This window comes from Thauera aromatica K172 (genome assembly GCF_003030465.1).
Lineage (GTDB): Bacteria > Pseudomonadota > Gammaproteobacteria > Burkholderiales > Rhodocyclaceae > Thauera > Thauera aromatica.
In genome coordinates this window covers 1,205,611-1,223,716 of record NZ_CP028339.1, presented here as the reverse complement: position 1 = coordinate 1,223,716, position 18,106 = coordinate 1,205,611, and the positions used below count along the sequence as shown (strand labels likewise).

The following is an 18,106-nucleotide window of genomic DNA, read 5'->3' as shown; positions in this document are numbered from 1 at the left end:
CTGACACAGTGCACCATCAGCACATGTGGAGGCCGCCGTTGATGTTGATGGTAGCACCGGTGATGTAGGCCGCCTTGTCCGAGGCGAGATAGGCGCACAGGTCGCCGATCTCGTCCGGGCGCCCCAGACGTCCCATCGGGATGGTGTCGATGATGCCCTGGCGGATGTCGTCGCGGATCGCCATCACCATCTCGGTGCCGACGTAGCCCGGTGCGACGGCATTGACCGTGACCCCTTTCGTCGCAAGCTCGGCCGCCAGTGCCTTGGTGAAGCCGAGCACGCCGGCCTTGGCCGCGGAATAGTTGGTCTGGCCAGCCTGTCCCTTGACCCCGTTCACCGACGAAATGCTGATGATCCGCCCCCAGCCACGTTCGGCCATCTTCGCCGAGACGTGATGAGTCACGTTGAACAGGCTGTTCAGGTTGGTGTTGATCACCGCATCCCACTGCGCTTTCTGCATCTTGGGGAAGAACTTGTCGCGGGTGATGCCGGCATTATTCACCAGCACATCGACCGGACCGACTTCGGCTTCGATCCTGGCGACCATCGCCGCACAGGAATCGTAGTCGGAAACATCCCCTTCCGCGGCAATGAAATTGAACCCCAGGTCGCGCTGGGCTGCCAGCCACCCCTCTTTCTGATCGAAACCGGGCAGGCAGTTCGCCACCACCTTCATGCCGTCCCTGGCAAGGGACTGGCAGATCGCGGTGCCGAGGCCGCCCATTGCGCCCGTTACGAGGGCGATTTTCTGGGACATGTTGTGATCCTTCCGAGGCGATTTTCAATGCCGGATCCGCTCCGCAAACACACCGGGAAACGGGTCCGGCCCTTCATGCGGCAGCGCATCAGCTGCCGAGCAGAGGCATTATAAACACACTCGAGGGACCGTGTTGCAACGCAATAAAAACAGTCTCCGGACAAAAAAGCGCGCCCGCTGGAGGGCGCGTCACTTTGGCTGCCGCTTCGCCGCGGCCCTCGGTACTCAGAACATGTGCTGCCCGCCGTTGATCGAAATATTGGCCCCGGTCACGAACGCCGCCTCCTCCGACGACAGGTAAGCCACCAGACCGGCGATTTCTTCCGGTTTGCCCAGGCGGGCGAGCGGAATCTGCGGCAGGATTTTCGAATCGAGGATTTCCTGCGGGATCGCCATCACCATCTTGGTGCCGATGTAACCCGGAGAAATCGTGTTGACCGTCACCCCGTTGCGTGCAACTTCCAGTGCCAGCGCCTTGGTGAAACCGTGCATGCCGGCCTTCGCCGCAGAATAATTGGTCTGGCCGAACGCCCCCTTCTGGCCGTTCACCGACGACACGTTGATGACCCGCCCCCAGCGCCGCTCGACCATGCCGTCCATGACCTGCTTGGTCATGTTGAACACGCTGTCGAGGTTGGTGCCGATGACCGCATCCCAGTCGGCCTTGGTCATCTTCTTGAACGTCATGTCGCGGGTGATCCCGGCGTTGTTCACCAGCACATCGACCGGCCCCACTTCCCGCGTCACGGTTTCGACGCAGGCCTTGCTCGAATCGAAATCCGACACGTCGCAGGGATAGGCCTTGAAGCCGTAGCCCATGTTGTTCATGGTCAGCAGCCACTCCGCAGCCTTCGTGTTACCCGGCGAATGCGTCGTCACCACCTTGTAGCCCAGGGCCGCAAGCTTGATGCAGATCGCTTCGCCCAGCCCCCCCATGCCACCGGTTACCAATGCAACTCTGGACATCGTTCTCTCCTCTCCCTAAACGGGTTCGCTCTGTCAGGCAGGTTTATCCAACGTACGGCGGCAGCTCCCGCCTCCGATGCTGCCACCGCCGGCCGATCCCGCACCTTCCCGCCTCAGGCGCGCTCCTTGACGTAGCGCCCGGGGGCCGGTTCGATGGGTTCGTACTTCGTGCTGCCCAAACGGCCGCGCGCGGCGATCTTCCTCCCGCTGCGGGCCCGCAGCCATTCGATCCAGTGCAGCCACCAGCTCCCTTTGTGCTCGACCGCCGCCCCCAGCCATTCGTCCGGGTCGGCCGCATCGACGTCCGCGGTCCAGAAACTGCGGCGATTCTTCGACGCGGGGTTGATCGCGCCGGCGATGTGGCCGCTGGCGCCGAGCACGAACGTGGTTTCGCCGCCGAGCAGGCCACGCCCCAGATAAGCCCCCTTCCACGGCACGATGTGATCTTCCCGTGCCGCCATCAGATAGGCCGGCATATCGAGCTTGCCGAGATCCACCTTCTGCCCCAGCATTTTCAGCTTGCCCGGTATCCGCAGGTTATTTTCCAGATACATGTTACGCAAATACCAGACGAGGAAGGGGCCGGGCAGATTGGTCGGATCGGAGTTCCAGTACAGCAGATCAAAAGCCGGCGGAGTGCCGCCCTTCAGGTAGTTGCCCACCACGTACTGCCAGACCAGATCGTTGGCGCGCAGGAAGGAAAACACGTTCGCCAGTTCCTGCCCCTTGAGCACGCCGCCCTTGCCGATCGCCGCCTCGCGCGCCGCCAGGCTGGCCTCGTCCACCAGGCAGCCCAGTTCGCCGGCCTCGGAGAAGTCGAGCAGGGTCGTCATCAGGGTCAGGCTCGAAACCGGCTCTTCGCCGCGCGCGCGCGCCACCCCCAGCGCCGAGGCGAGCAGAGTGCCGCCGACGCAAAAACCCAGCGCGTTGGGCTTTTCCACCCGCGTCACCGCGCGCACCACCTCCAGCGCCGCGAGCGGCCCCTTGTCCAGGTAGTCGTCCCAGGTGAAATGGCCGCCGCTATCCGGACGGGGGTTTTTCCACGACACCAGAAACACGCTGAAGCCCTGTTCGGCGATGAAGCGCACCAGCGAATTCTCCGCCTGCAGGTCCATGACATAGAACTTGTTGATGCAGGGCGGCACGATCAGCAGCGGCTTTTGTGCCACTTTGTCGGTGAGTGGCGCGTACTGGATAAGCTGGATCAGCTCGTTCTCGAAGATCACCGCGCCCGGCGTCAGCGCCAGGTTGCGCCCGACCTCGAAGGCCGCATCGTCGGTCATCGAGATCCGCCCCTTTTCGAGGTCGGCGAGCAGATTGCGAATGCCGCGGCTGATGCTCTCGCCTTTCGTTTCGAGCGCGGTCTTGATGAACTCCGGATTGGTCGCGGCGAAATTGCTCGGCGCCAGGGCGTCGGTGTACTGCCGGGTCAGGAACTGGAGGCGGGAACGGGCACGACCATCGGCGATCGGCATCGCCTCGGCCACCTCGCGCAACAAGCCTGCATTGAGCAGGTAGGCCTGGTGCAGATAGTCGAAGAGCGGGCTTGCGGACCATTCCGGCGCGGCGAAGCGCTTGTCGCCGGGCTCGGGGGCCACGACCGCTTCGACCGCCGTGCCGGATTCGCGCGCCAGCATCGAGGACCACAGCACGGCGTGCTTTTCCGCATACGCCTTTTGGATCATCGCCAGGGTTTCGGCCTCCGGCATCGGCAGGCGGGGCGTGGCCGCACCGGAAGAATCGAGCAGCGCAGCGTGCTGGCGCGCCAAGGTGTCGAAAAAGCCCTGCGCCATCGCCTGGCCGGTAATGAACATCGCGTGCATGCCCGGCGGCATCTGCCCGCCCGCTGAATCCGCCATTCACCTCTCCTCGTCCTGGCCGCGGCAACTCGCCGCCACCGCGATTGTTTGCGATTCCCGAGCGCCCGAGGCTTTAAAATCGACCCATGTACCTGATTCCAATCGCCTGGCTCTACGTCGTCATCCTCGTTGCCGCAGCCGAAGACAGCATCCTTGCCGGCGCACTCACCTTCGTCTTCTGGGGCCTGGCTCCGCTGGCGCTCTTCATGTGGCTGCTGGGCACTCCCGCACGCCGGCGCCGGCAGCGCGCGCGGGAAGCACCGGAGCACAACGATAGAGCCGAAACCGGCTCCGATCAATAGCCCGAAGCAAGGCTTGGGACCTCTGCCGCAGCCATGCGAAACGAGTCCGCTGGGGCCGCACCCTGCCCTTCCGTCAGGACCGCAGCCAGATCAGCGAAGCGAAGCGGCCGGTCACGCCATCGCGCCGGTACGAATAGAACCGGTCCGGCGTCGACACGGTGCACACCCCTCCGCCGGCAACCCGCACGACTCCCGCCCGGTACAGCCGGCGCCGGGCGAGTCGCTCCAGGTCGGCCATCCACTTCCCCGCGTCCATCCCCGGCGTGAACGCGGCCGCCGCCACGGGATCGTCGGCGACGAAAGCCGCGCGCACCTCGTCTCCGACTTCGAAGGCCTGCGCGCCGATCGCCGGCCCCAGCCAGGCTCGCAGCCGCGCCGGCGCCACCGCCATGCGCGCCACCGTCGCCTCCAGCACGCCGGCGGCCAGCCCGCGCCAGCCCGCATGAGCGGCCCCGACCACGCTGCCCGCATCGTCGCACAACAGCACCGGCAGGCAGTCCGCGGTCAGCACCGCGCAGGCGCGTGCCGGACCGCGCGCCACGGCGGCGTCGGCCTGCGGCAGGCCTTGCACGGAGTCGGCGTCGGCCACCGCCGTCCCATGGACCTGGGCCAGCCACAAGGGCGTGACGGAAAGAGTCCGGCATAGCCACGCCCGGTTCGAGGCGACCGCTTCCGGATCGTCCCCGACATGGTCACCGAGATTGAAACCAGCAAATGCACCATGGCTGAAGCCGCCTGCACGCGTCGTCAGCACCGCCTCCACTCCGGCCGGCAAATCCCAGTCGGGGCGAAGCAGGCCAGGTACGTCCTCCCGCCAAGACACCATCACCCGACTCATTGTCCACGCCCGCGCAGCGCATCGAGCAAGGCTGCGAAATCGGCCGCCATCGGCACCTGCCACACCCGCTCCTGCCCGTCGTGCGGATGGCGCAGCCCGAGCTGGAAGGCATGCAGCGCCTGACGTGGGAAAGCGTCCAGACGCGCATCGCCGCTGCGCGCCCGGCCATAGACCGGATCGCCCACCAGCGCATGGCCAAGGTGCGCCATATGCACCCGGATCTGGTGCGTGCGCCCGGTTTCGAGTCGGCACTCGACCAGGGTGCAACGCGCGAAGCGCTCGACCACGGCGTAGCGGGTCAGCGCCGCGCGACCGTTGCCGACCACCGCCATCCGGGTGCGCTGGCTGGGATGGCGGCCGATCGGCGCATCGACCACCCCGCTGCCTTCCAGACCGCCATGCACCAGCGCCCAGTAATGCCGCTTCACCGTGCGCGCTTGCAACTGGCGCACCAGTTCGGTCTGCGCGGGGAGCGTCTTCGCCACCACGAGCAGGCCGCTGGTGTCCTTGTCCAGGCGGTGGACGATCCCGGCGCGCGGCACGCCGGCCAGCACCGGCGCGTGGTGGAGCAAGGCGTTGAGCAGGGTTCCGCTCCAGTTGCCGCTGCCCGGGTGCACCACCAGACCCGCCGGCTTGTCGATGACGATCAGGTGCTCGTCCTCGAACACGACCTGCAGCGGAATGTCCTCGGGCAGTTCGGCCGCCACCTCGGGCGGCGGCGGCAGATCGAGTTCGACGCATTCACCGCCCCACACTTTGCTGCGGACGCCGGGCGAGCCGCCGTCGATGCGGATGAAGCCTTCCTTCAGCCAGGACTGCAGACGGCTGCGCGAGTGCTGTGGAAACAGGCGCGCCAGCGCCTGGTCCAGCCGCAGTCCGCCCAGTTCGGCAGGAATCGTCAGCGCTTCGAGCGAGTCGTCGTCGTCGGCTGGGATATAATCGGCGCGTTCATTCACGCGAGTGTCTTCGATGGCCAGGTTCACCCTCGGAAGTTTAACGGGAAAAGTCGCGCTCATTGGCGCACTGCTGCTCGGCGGCTGCGGCATGCTGCCGGAACAGATCGACGAGACCGCCGGCTGGAATGCCCAGACGCTGTATTCCGAGGCCAAGACCTCGATGACCGAAGGCGCCTACGACCGCGCCATCACCCTGTTCGAAAAGCTCGAGGCACGCTATCCCTACGGCCGCTTCGCCCAGCAGGCCCAGCTCGAAGTCGCCTACGCCTACTACAAGCAGGGCGAACAGGCGCTCGCCCTCGCTGCGGCCGACCGCTTCATCAAGCTCCACCCCAACCACCCCAACGTGGACTACGCGTACTACCTGAAGGGGCTGGTGAACTTCAACGAAGACCTCGGCCTGCTCGCCAACCTGTCGCGCCAGGATCTTTCCGAACGCGACCCGAAAGGCGCCCAGGAAGCCTTCGAGAGCTTCCGCCAGCTCATCGAGCGCTTTCCGGAAAGCCGCTACGCCGAAGACTCGCGCGCGCGCCTGCAGTACCTGGTCAACTCGCTCGCCTCCCATGAAGTCCACGTGGCGCGCTACTACTACAACCGCGGCGCCTACGTCGCGGCGATCAACCGCGCCCAGACCGCGGTGACCAACTTCCCGAAATCCCCCGCCATCGAGGAAGCGCTGTTCCTGCTGGTCAAGAGTTACGACGCGCTCGGCATGAACGCCCTGCGCGACGATGCCGACCGGGTCATGCACGCCAACTTTCCCGACAGCGCCTACTTCCGCGGCGGCCCGGTGAGCGACAAACCCTGGTGGCAGTTGTGGTGACGATCCCCGGAGGCGCTCCCGGCCCGGCCTGAGGCGGCTCCGGCGACGGCATCGGCCAGCCTCCCTCGCCACGCACGCGACATGAGCAAGCCTCCGCCCGCTTCCGCCCCTGCTGCCGCCCCTCCTTCCTCGGCGCTCGCGCCGCTGCGCACCCCGGTATTCCGGATGCTGTGGCTAGCCTGGCTGACCGCGAACATCACGATGTGGATGAACGAGGTCACCAGCGCCTGGCTGATGACCTCGCTCACCGACAGCGTCGTCATGGTGGCCCTGGTGCAGGCTGCCTCCACCCTGCCGGTGTTCCTCCTCGGCCTGCCCAGCGGGGCGCTTGCCGACATCGTCGACCGCCGTCGCTACTTTGCCTTCACCCAGCTCTGGGTCGCCGCCATCGCCGCCGTCCTCGCCACGCTGTCGCTGGCGGAACTGCTCACCGCTCCGCTGCTGCTCGCCCTCACTTTTGCCAACGGCATCGGCATGGCAATGCGCTGGCCCGTGTTCGCCGCCATCGTGCCCGATATCGTGCCGCGCCACGAATTGTCGAGCGCCCTCGCCCTCAACGGCATCGCGATGAACATATCGCGCATCATCGGGCCGATCGTCGCCGGGGCCCTGATTGCCGGCGCCGGCAGCCACGTCGTATTCATCATCAACGCGGCGTTGTCGCTGCTCGCCTTCGTGCTGATCCTGCGCTGGAAAGCGCCCGCACGCGCCAGCGCCCTGCCCGGGGAACGCTTCTTCGGCGCGATGCGGGTCGGCGTCCAGCACGTTGCCCAATCGCCGCGCATGCGCATCGTCCTGCTGCGGGCCTGCGTCTTCTTCCTCCAGTCCAGTGCGTTGCTCGCCCTGCTGCCGCTGCTCGCCCGCGAACTCGGCGCCGGCGCCGGCGGTTTCACCGCATTGCTTGCCGCGATGGGCGTCGGCGCGATCCTCACCGCGCTCTTTCTGCCACGTCTTCGCCGCAGCATCCGCAGCGACACTTTCATCCTGTGGGGAAGCTGCATCCACGCCTTGGCTGCGGCCGCAGTGGCGCTGTCCCCGGTGCTGGCCGCCGCCCTGCCTGCCTGTGCCCTAGCCGGCGCGGCCTGGGTCCTGACCGCCAACGCCCTCGCCGTGGCCGCCCAGACCGCGCTGCCGAACTGGGTCCGGGCACGCGGCATGTCGATCTACCAGATGGCCCTGATGGGTGGCAGCGCCACCGGCGCCGCACTCTGGGGCTATGTCGCCAGCCACGGCACGCTCGCGGTCGCGATCCTCACCGCCTCCGCTCTCGGCCCTCTGTTCACCTGGTTCTCCCGCGGCCTGAGGGTCGGCGGCGGCGGCGACGAGGACATGACGCCGGCACCGGCGGCAAGGAGCGTAGGCGAGCCGGTGATCGACATCCGGCCCGACGAAGGCCCGGTGATGGTGACGATCGAATACCGGATCGATCCTGCGCAAGCGGCCGCCTTCAATGCCGTCATGCAGCAGACCCGGCGCGCCCGCCTGCGCCAGGGCGCGCTGTCGTGGGGGCTGTTCCGCGACACCACGCTGCCCGGACGCTATATCGAATACTTCCTCGACGAGAACTGGGTCGAGCACCTGCGCCGGCTGGAGCGCTTCACCGCCGCCGACATCGGCTTGCGCGCGCAGCGTCTCGCCTTCCACCTGGGGCCGGAGCCGCCTCGCGTGCGCCGCTACGTCGCCGAAACGATGAAAACCGGATCGCCCTGAAACCCGGTGGCGTAAACGACCGGACCGGCTTGCGCCGGTCCGGTTGTCACTGCACAGCGCGCAGAATCGGCGATCAGCCGCCGACCTTGGCCTTGAACTGCTGACGGTAGCGGTGCAGCAGCGGCTCGGTGTAGCCGCTGGGCTGGGTGCAGCCTTCGAAGATCAGCGCGCGCGCGGCCTGGAAGGCCACCGAATCGTCGAAATTCGGCGCCATCGGGCGGTAAGCCGGGTCACCGGCGTTCTGCCCATCGACCACCGCAGCCATCCGGCGCAGGGCCTGTTCGACTTCCTCGGCGCCGACCACGCCATGGCGCAGCCAGTTGGCGATGTGCTGGCTGGAGATGCGCAGGGTGGCGCGGTCTTCCATCAGGCCGACGTCGTTGATGTCGGGCACTTTGGAGCAGCCCACGCCCTGCTCGACCCAGCGCACCACGTAGCCGAGGATGCCCTGGCAGTTGTTGTCGAGTTCCTGCTGGCGCTCGGCGGCGCTCCACCCGGCCTTCGCCACCACCGGAACGGTGAGCAGGTCGTCGAGCAGCGCGGCGGCCTCCCGGTTCAGGTCGAGCTTCTCGATCTCCTGCTGCACCGCAGCCACGCTGACCTGGTGATAGTGCAGCGCATGCAGGGTCGCCGCGGTCGGCGACGGCACCCAGGCGGTGTTCGCGCCCGACTTCGGATGGTTCACCTTCTGCTCGAGCATCGCCGCCATCAGGTCGGGCATCGCCCACATCCCCTTGCCGATCTGGGCGCGGCCGCGCAGCCCGGCGGCGAGCCCGATCAGCACGTTACGGCGCTCGTAGGCGGCGATCCACTTGCTGTTCTTGATCTCGCCCTTGCGCATCATCGGGCCGGCTTCCATCGCGGTGTGCATCTCGTCGCCGGTGCGATCGAGGAAGCCGGTGTTGATGAAGGCCACGCGGGCCGGCGCGGCGGCGATGCAGGCGGCCAGGTTGACGCTGGTGCGGCGCTCCTCGTCCATGATGCCGAGCTTGACGGTGTGGGCGGGCAGGCCGAGCAGCTGCTCGACGCGGGTGAACAGCTCGTCGGCGAAGGCGATTTCGGCCGGGCCGTGCATCTTGGGCTTGACGATGTAGATGCTGCCGCGGCGCGAGTTGCCCTTGCGTTCGAGGTCGCGCTTGGCGATCAGCGTCGTCACCACCGCGTCCATGATGCCTTCGGGCACTTCGTTGCCGACGCCGTCGAGGATCGCCGGGTTGGTCATCAGGTGGCCGACGTTGCGCACGAACAGCAGCGAGCGCCCGTGCAGCTTGAGCGCCTTGCCATCGGCGCCGGTGTATTCACGGTCGGGGTTGAGGCGGCGGGTCATCGGCTTGCCGCCTTTCTCGAACGTGTCCTCGAGGGTGCCGGCCATCAGCCCGAGCCAGTTGCGATAGACGACGAGCTTGTCCTCGGCATCGACCGCGGCGACCGAGTCCTCGCAGTCCATGATCGTCGACACCGCGGCTTCGAGCAGGAGGTCGTTCACCCCGGCGCCGTCGCCCTTGCCGATCGCACCGGCGCGGTCGATCTGGATCTCGATGTGGAGGCCGTTGTTCCTCAGCAGCACCGCTTTCGGCGCCGCGGCTTCGCCCTGGTAGCCGGCGAACTTGTCCGCCTGCTGCAGCCCGGTGGTGCTGCCGTTGTTCAGCGTCACCACGAGCTTGCCGCCGGCCACGGCGTAGGCGGTCGCGTCGGCGTGCGAAGCCCCGGCGAGCGGCGCGGCCTGGTCGAGCAGCCGGCGGCCGAAGGCGATGACCTTCGCCCCGCGCACCGGATTGTAGCCGGCGGTCAGTCCGGCGCCGTCGGTCTGCGGAATCGCATCGGTGCCGTACAGCGCATCGTACAGCGAGCCCCAGCGCGCATTGGCGGCGTTGAGCGCGTAACGTGCGTTCATCACCGGCACCACCAGCTGCGGGCCGGCCTGCAGCGCGAGTTCGTCATCGACGTTGGTGGTCGTGATCCTGGCATCGGCCGGCACGGGCAGCAGATAGCCGATCGATTCGAGGAAGGCGCGATAGGCCGCCATGTCGGCGATCGGGCCGGGGTGGGCACGGTGCCAGGCATCGATCTCGCCCTGCAGGCGGTCGCGCTCGGCGAGCAGGGCGCGGTTCTTCGGCGCCAGCTCGTGGATCAGTGCATCGAAACCGGACCAGAACGCTACCGCATCGACACCGCTGCCGGGCAGGGCTTCTTCTTCAATGAAACGCTTCAGGTTTGCAGCGACCTGAAGGCGCTGACACGTCACTCGTTCGGTCATTTTTCGGGCTCTCTTCGACAAGAATATGGATCAACGCACGTCCTGCGCACCACGCGCAACCGAAAAAGGATGCGATCGATCGGCGCGTGGGTCAAGACCGGCGGACAAAAGTCCTCTATAAGATACAACAGATGAGCCCCTGCCTGCAGCACACGCCCGGTCACCACGATCCGGAAGGCCCCGCAGCCGCCGCGCTCAGGGCACGGCCTCGACCCGCAGCGCGCAATACTTGAACTCCGGGATCTTGCCGAAAGGGTCGAGCGCGGGCTGGGTCAGCAGGTTGGCCGCCGCCTCGCGGTAGCAGAACGCCATGAACACGCTGCCGGTGCGCACGCCCTCGTCCGCCCTCGCCTCCAGCTCGATGCGCCCGCGCCGGGTCTGCAGCGCCACCCGCCCGCCCGCGGCGACGCCGAGACGGGCGAGATCGGCCGGATGGATCGCGCACCAGGGGTCCGGGTCGAGCGCATCGAGCACCTCAGCGCGGCGCGTCATCGACCCCGTGTGCCAGTGTTCGAGCACACGCCCGGTGATCAGCACCATCGGGTAGTCCTCATCGGGCAGCTCCGCCGCCGGCAACGGCGTCACCGCCACGAAGCGGCCGCGCCCGTTGGCGGTCGGAAAGCACTCCTGAAACAGCACCGGCTCGGACGGCGCATCGGGAGCGACTTTCGGCGCCACGATCGCGCCCTCGGCCTCCAGCTTCGCCCAGCTCATCCCGCCGTGGCTGGGCATCGCCCGCACGAGCTCGTCGAACACCGCCCCCGGGCCGGGGTAATCCCACGCCAGCCCCATCCGGCGGGCGATCTCCTGGATGATCCACCAGTCCGGGCGGGCCCCGCCCGGCAGCGGCAGCACCGGACGCGCGAGCTGCACCAGGCGGTCGGTGTTGGTGAAGCTGCCGCTCTTCTCGAACAGGCTCGAAGCCGGCAGCACGACGTCGGCGAGCATCGCGGTCTCGGTCAGGAAGATGTCCTGCACCACGAGGTGCTCGAGCTTCGCCAGGCCTTCGCGCGCATGGGCGAGATCGGGGTCGGACATCGCCGGGTTCTCGCCTTCGATGTACATGCCGCGGATCTGCCCGGCGCAGGCGGCATCGATGATCTCGACCACGGTGAGGCCGGGAGTCTGCGCCAGCGGCGCCTGCCACAGTGCCTCGAAGCGCGCCCGCACGGCGGGATCGGCCACCTTCTGGTAGTCGGGCAGCATCATCGGGATAAGGCCGGCGTCGGAGGCGCCCTGGACGTTGTTCTGGCCGCGCAGCGGGTGCAGGCCGGTGCCGCGGCGGCCGATCTGGCCGGTCATCAGCGCCAGCGCGATCAGCGCGCGCACGTTGTCGGTGCCATGGGTGTGCTGCGACACCCCCATCCCCCACAGGATCATGCTGTTCGGCCCGCGCGCGTAGGCACGCGCGACCTCGCGCACGGTGGCGGCGGCGATGCCGGTGAGGGCCTCGGTGCGCTCGGGCGGGTACTTCAGCGCGACCTCGCGGAAAGCTTCGAAGCCTTCGGTGCGGGCGGCGATGAAGGCCGCGTCGGTGAGCCTTTCCTCGATGATCGTGCACGCCATCGACAGCAGCAGGGCGACATCGGCGTCGGCGCGGAACTGCAGCACGCGCCAGGCATGGCGCGCGAGCGGGGTCGCACGCGGGTCCATCAGCACCAGTTTCGCGCCGCCGCGGTTGTCCTCGCGATTGCCCTCGCGATTGCCCTCGCGGTTGCCACCGCGGTTGCCACCCCTCACCGCGTTCTTGATGAAGCTCGCCGCCACCGGGTGGTTGGCCGCCGGATTGGCGCCGATGACGATGATCACGTCGGCGAAGTCGACGTCGCGCACTGGATTGGACACCGCGCCCGAGCCGATGCCTTCGAGCAGCGCCGCCACCGAAGAGGCGTGGCACAGGCGCGTGCAGTGGTCCACGTTGTGGGTGCCGAAGCCGGTCCGCACCAGCTTCTGGAACAGGTAGGCCTCTTCGTTGCTGCCCTTGGCCGAACCGAAGCCGGCAAGCGCGTGCGGGCCGTGGGCATGCCGGATCCGCAGCAGTCCGGCGGCGGCGGCGTCGAGCGCTTCGTCCCAGCTCGCCGCGCGGAATGCGGACAGCGGATCGGCCGGATCGACCACCGTCCCCTTGGGCACTTCCGGACGGCGGATCAGCGGCGTGGTCAGGCGCTCGCGGTTGCGGCTGTAGGTGAAGCCGTAGCGCCCCTTCACGCACAGGCGGCCGGCGTTGGCCGGGCCGTCGCTCCCCTCGGCGAAGACGATGCGCTGCGCCGCGCCCTCGCCGGCGACGTGGTAGCTCACCTGGCAGCCGACGCCGCAGTAGGGGCACAGGGAATCGACCTGCCGGGTCGGACGGTAGGCGGCCGACGCCGGCGCAACGGCGACATCGAGCAGCGTCGCCGGCAGCAGCGCGCCGGTCGGGCAGGCCTGGACGCATTCGCCGCAGCCGACGCAGCTCGAATCCCCCATCGGGTCGCCGAAATCGAACACGATCGCGGTATCGGCACCGCGGCGGGCGAGGCCGATCACGTCATTCACCTGCTCCTCGCGGCAGGCGCGCAGGCAGCGCGTGCACTGGATGCAGGCAGCGAAATCGACGGCGATGCCGGGGTGGCTGCGATCGGGCGTGGGGTTGGTACGGGGCGTGAAGCGGGGCTCCACGACGCCGAGCGCCTCGCACCAGTGCGCAAGTTCGGAGTCGCTCTTCTCGGCTGCAGCCGGCACGTCGGCGCGCAGCAGCTCCAGCACCATGCGCTGCGAGGCGCGCGCGCGTTCGCTTGCGGCCTTCACCTTCATCCCCGGCTGGGGCGCGCGGCAGCATGAGGGGGCAAGCACACGCTCGCCGTCGATCTCGACCACGCAGGCGCGGCAGTTGCCGTCGGCGCGCAGCCCGTCCGTGTAGCACAGGTGCGGGATGTCCGTGCCGGCGCGCCGCGCGGCCTGCAGGATCGACTCTCCGGGGGCGGCGTCGATGTCACGGCCGTCGAGCTCGAAGCGGATCCGGTCGGTGGCGTTCATCATGCGCTCCTCGTGTCGTCTGCATGCGGCGCCGGAGGGGCGGCGCAGGCATCGGGGGCCGTCGGCGAGGCACCCCCTGCAGCGCCAGCGCGCGCGCCTCCGACTTCGTGCGGGAAGAAGCGCAGCACCGACTGCATCGGGTTCGGCGCGGCCTGGCCGAGGCCGCAGATCGAAGCGTCCATCATCGTCCTGCCGAGTTCGGTGAGCAGGCCGGCGTCCCACGCGGGCGCCTGCATCAGCTGCGCCGCCTTCGCCGTGCCGACCCGGCACGGCGTGCACTGGCCGCAGGATTCATGGGCGAAGAAGGCCATCGCGTTTTCGGCGAGGAGGCGTGCCTGGTCGTGCTGCGAGAACACCACGATCGCGGCCGAGCCGATGAAGCAGCCGTAGGGCGCCAGGGTGTCGAAATCGAGCGGCACATCGGCCAGCCGCGCCGGCAGGATGCCGCCCGAGGCGCCGCCGGGAAAGTAGCCGTACAGTTCGTGGCCGGGGAGCATGCCGCCGCAGTGCTCGTCGATGAGCTCGCGCAGGGTGATGCCGGCATCGGTGACGACGACTCCGGGCCGGGCCACGCGGCCGCTGACCGAGAAGCTCCGGAGGCCCTTGCGGCCGTGGCGGCCGTGGCTCGCAAACCCGTCGGCGCCGCGCTCGGCGCTCATGTCGACAATATCGCGCACCCACCACAGCGTCTCGAGGTTGTGCTCCAGCGTCGGACGGCCGAACAGGCCGACTTCGGCGACATAGGGCGGACGCAGCCGCGGCATGCCGCGCTTGCCTTCGATCGACTCGATCATCGCCGACTCTTCGCCGCAGACGTAGGCGCCGGCGCCGCGGCGCAGTTCGATCGGCGGCAGCTCCGGCCATTCGGCGCGCACGCGCTCGAGTTCCTCGGCGAGGAGGCGGCGCAGCGCCGGGTATTCGTCGCGGATATAGATCCAGATCGCGGCGATGCCGACCACCCGGGCGGCGATCAGCATGCCTTCGATGAAACGGTGCGGATCGGTCGACAGGTAGTGGCGATCCTTGAAGGTCCCCGGCTCGCCTTCGTCGATATTCACCGCCATGTGGCGCGGCGCCGGCTGCGCCGCGACCGTGCGCCACTTGCGCGCGGCGGGAAAGCCTGCGCCGCCCAGCCCGCGCAGGCCGGCCTCGTCGAGCGCGGCGACGATCGACGCGGGATCGCGCGCGCCGCTGCGCACCGCTTCCCACAGCGCATAGCCGCCGGCGGCGCGGTAGGCGTCGAAGCGGATCGCAGCGGGCAGCGCTTCTTCGCGCTCGCCGCTGGCAACGACCGCGGCGACGGTGTCGACATCGGCGTGCAGCACCGGGCGCTGCCCGACCACCGCGACCGGCGCACTGTCGCAGCGCCCGACACAGGGCACGCGCTGCACCCGCACCCCAGCACCGAGCCGCGTCGCGAGCGCGGCGGCGAGTTCCGCCCCGCCCGCCATCGCACAGCCGAGCGAATCGCACACGCGCACGGTGAGCGCCGGCGGGGCGGCGCCGCCCTCGGCAACGAAGTCGAAGTGGTGGTAGAAGGTCGCGACCTCGAACACTTCGGCGCGCGCCAGTTGCAGCGCTTCGGCAAGCGCGGCGAGGTGCCCGGCGTGGAGCGCGCCGTGCGCGTCCTGCAGGCGGTGGAGGTATTCGATCAGGCGGTCGCGGCGCGGCGCCTCGCCGGCAAGCGCGGCGCGCGCGGCGTCACGCGCGGTTTCGGACAGCGGCGGACGGGTAGGTCCGCGCATCGCGGAACGGGCAGACATGGGGCTCTCCTCGGAGCAGGTTGCCGGGCTGCGCACGGGGCGGTGCCCCCCGGGCGCAGCGGCGGCGGTGCCGCTCCCCCGCCGCCGGGCACCGTCCCGCCGGACCCGATCTTCGGATGCTCAGTGCAGGGTGGCGCCGGTCAGGGCGCGGCGGGCGATCAGCGGAGATAGACGATAACGCTCCTCGCCGTAATGCGCACGCAGATTCTCCAGCACGCGGGCGACGAAGGGCGTGCCGAGGCGGTCGGCCCAGGCCAGCGGCCCTTCCGGGTAGTTGGTGCCGTTGCGCATCGCGGTATCGATGTCGGCCGCAGTGGCGATGCCCTGCAGCACGCAGTCGGCGGCTTCGTTGGCGAGCATGCACACCGTGCGCAGCGCCACCAGACCGGCGACGTCGTCGACCCGGCTGAGCGCGATCCCGGCCGCCTGCAGGGTGCCGACCACTGCCTGCCAGGCGGAATCGCTGCACTGGTCGGCACGGGCCAGCGCCAGGCGTGGCGTGCTCGCGTAGTCGCGCGCGAGATCGAACAGCACCAGCTCCGGCGTCCCTTCCTCGTGCGCCCGCCGGGTGGCGGTGCGGCCGTCGGACAGGGCCAGGCGCGCCGTGCCGATGCGCAGCTCGCCGCCCCCCTCGGCCGCGCTCGCCGCGCTGCGCTCGACGGCGATGCCGGCCTGCTGGAGACGCGCCACCAGCGGCTCGGCCACGCCGAGGCGGCCGTGGACCACGAGCGCCGGCAGCGCCGCCGCCGCGGGCTCCGCCGCCGGCGCCGGTTTTTCCGCTCCGTCGCGGTAGTCGTAGAAACCCTGCCCCGACTTGCGCCCGAGGCGCCCGGCCAGCACCAGCTCGCGCTGGATCAGACTCGGGGTGTAGCGGCGGTCGCCATGGTAGGCATCGAACACCGAATTCGTCACCGCGTAATTGACGTCGTGGCCGATCAGGTCCATCAGCTCGAACGGCCCCATCGGGAAGCCGCAGGCTTCGCGCAGCACCGCATCCAGCGTCGCCGGGGCGGCGGCACGCTCGGCGAGCACGCGCTGGGCCTCGGCGTAATAAGGACGAGCGACGCGGTTGACGATGAAGCCCGGCGTCGAGCTCGCATGCACCGGAGTCTTGCCCCAGGCCTTCGCGGTGTCGTACAGCGTGCCCGCGACCTCGGGGTCGGTGGCGAGGCCGGAGACGATCTCGACCAGCGCCATGCGCGGCGCCGGGTTGAAGAAGTGCATTCCGGCCAGCCGCTCCGGGCGTGCCAGCACCGCAGCCATCGCGGTGATCGACAGCGACGAGGTGTTGGTGGCGAGGATCGCCTGCGGTCCGGCCAGCTCTTCGAGCTGGCGGAACAGCTTCTGCTTGACCTCGAGGTTCTCGACGATGGCCTCGATCAGCAGACCGGCATCGGCGAGATCCTCGATGCGGCTGCTGCCGATCACCCGCGCCAGCACCGCCTCGGCTTCGGCTGCGGCGAGCTTGCCCTTGCCGACGAGAAAGCGCAGGTCCTTGCCGATCGCGTCGCGGCCGCGCGCAACCGCCTCCGCGTTCATGTCGTACAGATAAACCGTGTGGCCGGCGCGGGCCGCCACGTGGGCGATGCCGCTGCCCATGGCGCCGGCGCCGATGACGGCGATGCGGGTCGAGGTCGAAAGTGCTGCCACGTCCATCTCCAAAAAGGGGACTCGGGAAAAGCCTCCGGGGTGCGGCTGACGCCCCCCGTGAAGCCCGGTTCAGTCGGTGTTCAGTTCCATCCAGTTCGACTTCGGCGTGCCGCAGTCGGGACAGACGAAATCGGCCGGCACATCCTCCCACCGCGTCCCGGCAGGGATGCCATGTTCGGGCAGGCCTTCGGCCTCATCGTAAGGGAAATAGCATGCACTGCACTGGTATTGGGCCATGGTGACTCTCCGTGAGGGGCAAATGCCCGCATGTGACGAGGGGAACTGCGGCGGACTCATCGCCGTTTCCGGACCGGCGCAAGCCGGACGCGGAGCACGGTCGTGCTTCCGTTCGTGTGTGGGGCAGGATGTTCTCGCGATCCGGCATTCAGTCTTCGAGCACGCGCTCGACAAACGCGGCGACGGTGTCGAGCACCGCCTGCGGCTGGTCCTTGTGCGGCGAATGCCGGCAATCGGCGAGCCGGCATAGTTCGACGTCGCGCGCCTGGGCGGCGATGCGCTCGATCTGCGTCATGGTGCCGTACTCGTCGTCCTCGCCCTGGATCGCGAGCACCGGCACGGTGATGCCTGGCAGATATTGCTCGATGTTCCAGGCGCGGAAATCCGGGTGCAGCCAGATGTCGTTCCAGCCGCGAAAGGCCGCCTCGACGTCGTTGTGGTAGCGCCCCAGCCGGGACGGCAGGTCGGTCGTGGTCCACGCCTGCCCGGCGGCGGCAATACTGGCGACCGAGATGTCCTCGACCATCACGTGCGGCGCCATCAGGATCAGCCCGGAGAGCGCAACGTCGGTCCCGCCGGCGCAGATCAGCGCGATCGAGCCGCCGTCCGAGTGCCCGAACAGCAGCGGGCGCTCGACACCGAGTTCGGCGAGCAGCGCCGGCAGCACCGTCAGCCCTTCGTCGTGCATGTAGCGCACCGTGCGCGGCAGCGGCGCCGGGTCGGAGCGGCCGTAGCCGGCGCGCGAATAGACGATGGCCTCGCATCCGGTCGCATCGGCCACGCGCTGCGGAAAATCGCGCCACATCGCCACCGAGCCCAGCCCTTCGTGGAGGAAAACGATCGCGGGGGCGCCCTCGCGCGGATGTGCCGAGGGCAATCGGACGTATTCGAGGCGGGTGCCGCCGATACCGACTGTCTTCATCGTGAACAAACTCCGTTTGGGGTGCCGCCCTTGGCGGGCGGCCGGTGCGGG

14 protein-coding genes are annotated in these 18,106 nt (G+C 68.8%); 3 read left to right on the top strand and 11 right to left on the bottom strand.

The annotated features are described in order from the left end of the window. Positions 1–16: 16 nt before the first annotated feature. The 3 genes from phbB (Tharo_RS05850) to Tharo_RS05840 form a co-directional block, all read right to left on the bottom strand. Positions 17–757 (bottom strand): beta-ketoacyl-ACP reductase, encoded by a 741-nt coding sequence (gene phbB, locus Tharo_RS05850; protein WP_107220394.1) that lies wholly within the window; start codon positions 755–757, stop codon positions 17–19. A gap of 225 nt (positions 758–982) precedes the next feature. Then, positions 983–1,723, bottom strand: coding sequence for an acetoacetyl-CoA reductase (phbB, locus tag Tharo_RS05845; RefSeq protein WP_107220393.1), 741 nt, complete (start codon positions 1,721–1,723; stop codon positions 983–985). 113 nt (positions 1,724–1,836) lie between these two features. Then, positions 1,837–3,582, bottom strand: coding sequence for a PHA/PHB synthase family protein (locus Tharo_RS05840; RefSeq protein WP_107220392.1), 1,746 nt, complete (start codon positions 3,580–3,582; stop codon positions 1,837–1,839). Between the two features lie 86 nt (positions 3,583–3,668). On the opposite strand from Tharo_RS05840, the gene Tharo_RS05835 reads away from it, so the two are divergent. Further along, positions 3,669–3,884, top strand: a complete 216-nt coding sequence (locus tag Tharo_RS05835) for a hypothetical protein (RefSeq protein WP_107220391.1) — start codon at positions 3,669–3,671, stop codon at positions 3,882–3,884. A gap of 73 nt (positions 3,885–3,957) precedes the next feature. On the opposite strand, the gene pgeF is transcribed toward Tharo_RS05835, so the two are convergent. Together pgeF and Tharo_RS05825 are read right to left on the bottom strand one after the other, a co-directional pair. Then, the gene (gene pgeF / locus Tharo_RS05830) at positions 3,958–4,710 is read right to left on the bottom strand and encodes a peptidoglycan editing factor PgeF (protein ID WP_107220390.1); all 753 of its coding nucleotides are present in this window, start codon (positions 4,708–4,710) and stop codon (positions 3,958–3,960) included. 8 nt (positions 4,711–4,718) lie between these two features. Beyond that, positions 4,719–5,678 (bottom strand): RluA family pseudouridine synthase, encoded by a 960-nt coding sequence (locus Tharo_RS05825; protein WP_425444946.1) that lies wholly within the window; start codon positions 5,676–5,678, stop codon positions 4,719–4,721. Positions 5,679–5,691: 13 nt separating this feature from the next. Between Tharo_RS05825 and Tharo_RS05820 the strand changes: the two genes are divergently transcribed. Together Tharo_RS05820 and Tharo_RS05815 are read left to right on the top strand one after the other, a co-directional pair. Then, entirely contained in the window at positions 5,692–6,501 is an 810-nt protein-coding gene (locus Tharo_RS05820) for an outer membrane protein assembly factor BamD (RefSeq protein WP_107220388.1), read from the top strand. An 81-nt stretch (positions 6,502–6,582) separates the two neighbouring features. Next, the gene (locus tag Tharo_RS05815) at positions 6,583–8,211 is read left to right on the top strand and encodes an MFS transporter (RefSeq protein ID WP_107220387.1); all 1,629 of its coding nucleotides are present in this window, start codon (positions 6,583–6,585) and stop codon (positions 8,209–8,211) included. Positions 8,212–8,284: 73 nt separating this feature from the next. On the opposite strand, the gene Tharo_RS05810 is transcribed toward Tharo_RS05815, so the two are convergent. From Tharo_RS05810 to Tharo_RS05785, 6 genes are all read right to left on the bottom strand, one after another. Further along, positions 8,285–10,468, bottom strand: a complete 2,184-nt coding sequence (locus Tharo_RS05810; RefSeq protein WP_107220386.1) for a malate synthase G — start codon at positions 10,466–10,468, stop codon at positions 8,285–8,287. 195 nt (positions 10,469–10,663) lie between these two features. Beyond that, positions 10,664–13,483 (bottom strand): molybdopterin-dependent oxidoreductase, encoded by a 2,820-nt coding sequence (locus Tharo_RS05805; protein ID WP_107220385.1) that lies wholly within the window; start codon positions 13,481–13,483, stop codon positions 10,664–10,666. After that, positions 13,483–15,228, bottom strand: a complete 1,746-nt coding sequence (locus tag Tharo_RS05800) for an NADH-ubiquinone oxidoreductase-F iron-sulfur binding region domain-containing protein (protein ID WP_245881010.1) — start codon at positions 15,226–15,228, stop codon at positions 13,483–13,485. The genes Tharo_RS05805 and Tharo_RS05800 overlap by 1 nt, the downstream gene beginning before the upstream one ends. A gap of 138 nt (positions 15,229–15,366) precedes the next feature. Next, positions 15,367–16,896 (bottom strand): 3-hydroxyacyl-CoA dehydrogenase PaaH, encoded by a 1,530-nt coding sequence (gene paaH, locus Tharo_RS05795; protein ID WP_107222329.1) that lies wholly within the window; start codon positions 16,894–16,896, stop codon positions 15,367–15,369. Between the two features lie 69 nt (positions 16,897–16,965). Continuing rightward, positions 16,966–17,133 (bottom strand): rubredoxin, encoded by a 168-nt coding sequence (locus Tharo_RS05790; protein ID WP_107220383.1) that lies wholly within the window; start codon positions 17,131–17,133, stop codon positions 16,966–16,968. Positions 17,134–17,281: 148 nt separating this feature from the next. Next, positions 17,282–18,055 (bottom strand): alpha/beta fold hydrolase, encoded by a 774-nt coding sequence (locus Tharo_RS05785; RefSeq protein ID WP_107220382.1) that lies wholly within the window; start codon positions 18,053–18,055, stop codon positions 17,282–17,284. Between the last annotated feature and the right edge of the window lie 51 nt (positions 18,056–18,106).

What these genes read in the sequence shown, in the direction of transcription:
- phbB (WP_107220394.1), bottom strand. Translation starts at nt 757, where the DNA reads ATGTCCCAGAAAATCGCCCTCGTAACGGGCGCAATGGGCGGCCTCGGC.
- phbB (WP_107220393.1), bottom strand. Translation starts at nt 1,723, where the DNA reads ATGTCCAGAGTTGCATTGGTAACCGGTGGCATGGGGGGGCTGGGCGAA.
- Tharo_RS05840 (WP_107220392.1), bottom strand. Translation starts at nt 3,582, where the DNA reads ATGGCGGATTCAGCGGGCGGGCAGATGCCGCCGGGCATGCACGCGATG.
- Tharo_RS05835 (WP_107220391.1), top strand. Translation starts at nt 3,669, where the DNA reads ATGTACCTGATTCCAATCGCCTGGCTCTACGTCGTCATCCTCGTTGCC.
- pgeF (WP_107220390.1), bottom strand. Translation starts at nt 4,710, where the DNA reads ATGGTGTCTTGGCGGGAGGACGTACCTGGCCTGCTTCGCCCCGACTGG.
- Tharo_RS05820 (WP_107220388.1), top strand. Translation starts at nt 5,692, where the DNA reads ATGGCCAGGTTCACCCTCGGAAGTTTAACGGGAAAAGTCGCGCTCATT.
- Tharo_RS05815 (WP_107220387.1), top strand. Translation starts at nt 6,583, where the DNA reads ATGAGCAAGCCTCCGCCCGCTTCCGCCCCTGCTGCCGCCCCTCCTTCC.
- Tharo_RS05810 (WP_107220386.1), bottom strand. Translation starts at nt 10,468, where the DNA reads ATGACCGAACGAGTGACGTGTCAGCGCCTTCAGGTCGCTGCAAACCTG.
- Tharo_RS05805 (WP_107220385.1), bottom strand. Translation starts at nt 13,483, where the DNA reads ATGAACGCCACCGACCGGATCCGCTTCGAGCTCGACGGCCGTGACATC.
- Tharo_RS05800 (WP_245881010.1), bottom strand. Translation starts at nt 15,228, where the DNA reads ATGCGCGGACCTACCCGTCCGCCGCTGTCCGAAACCGCGCGTGACGCC.
- Tharo_RS05790 (WP_107220383.1), bottom strand. Translation starts at nt 17,133, where the DNA reads ATGGCCCAATACCAGTGCAGTGCATGCTATTTCCCTTACGATGAGGCC.
- Tharo_RS05785 (WP_107220382.1), bottom strand. Translation starts at nt 18,055, where the DNA reads ATGAAGACAGTCGGTATCGGCGGCACCCGCCTCGAATACGTCCGATTG.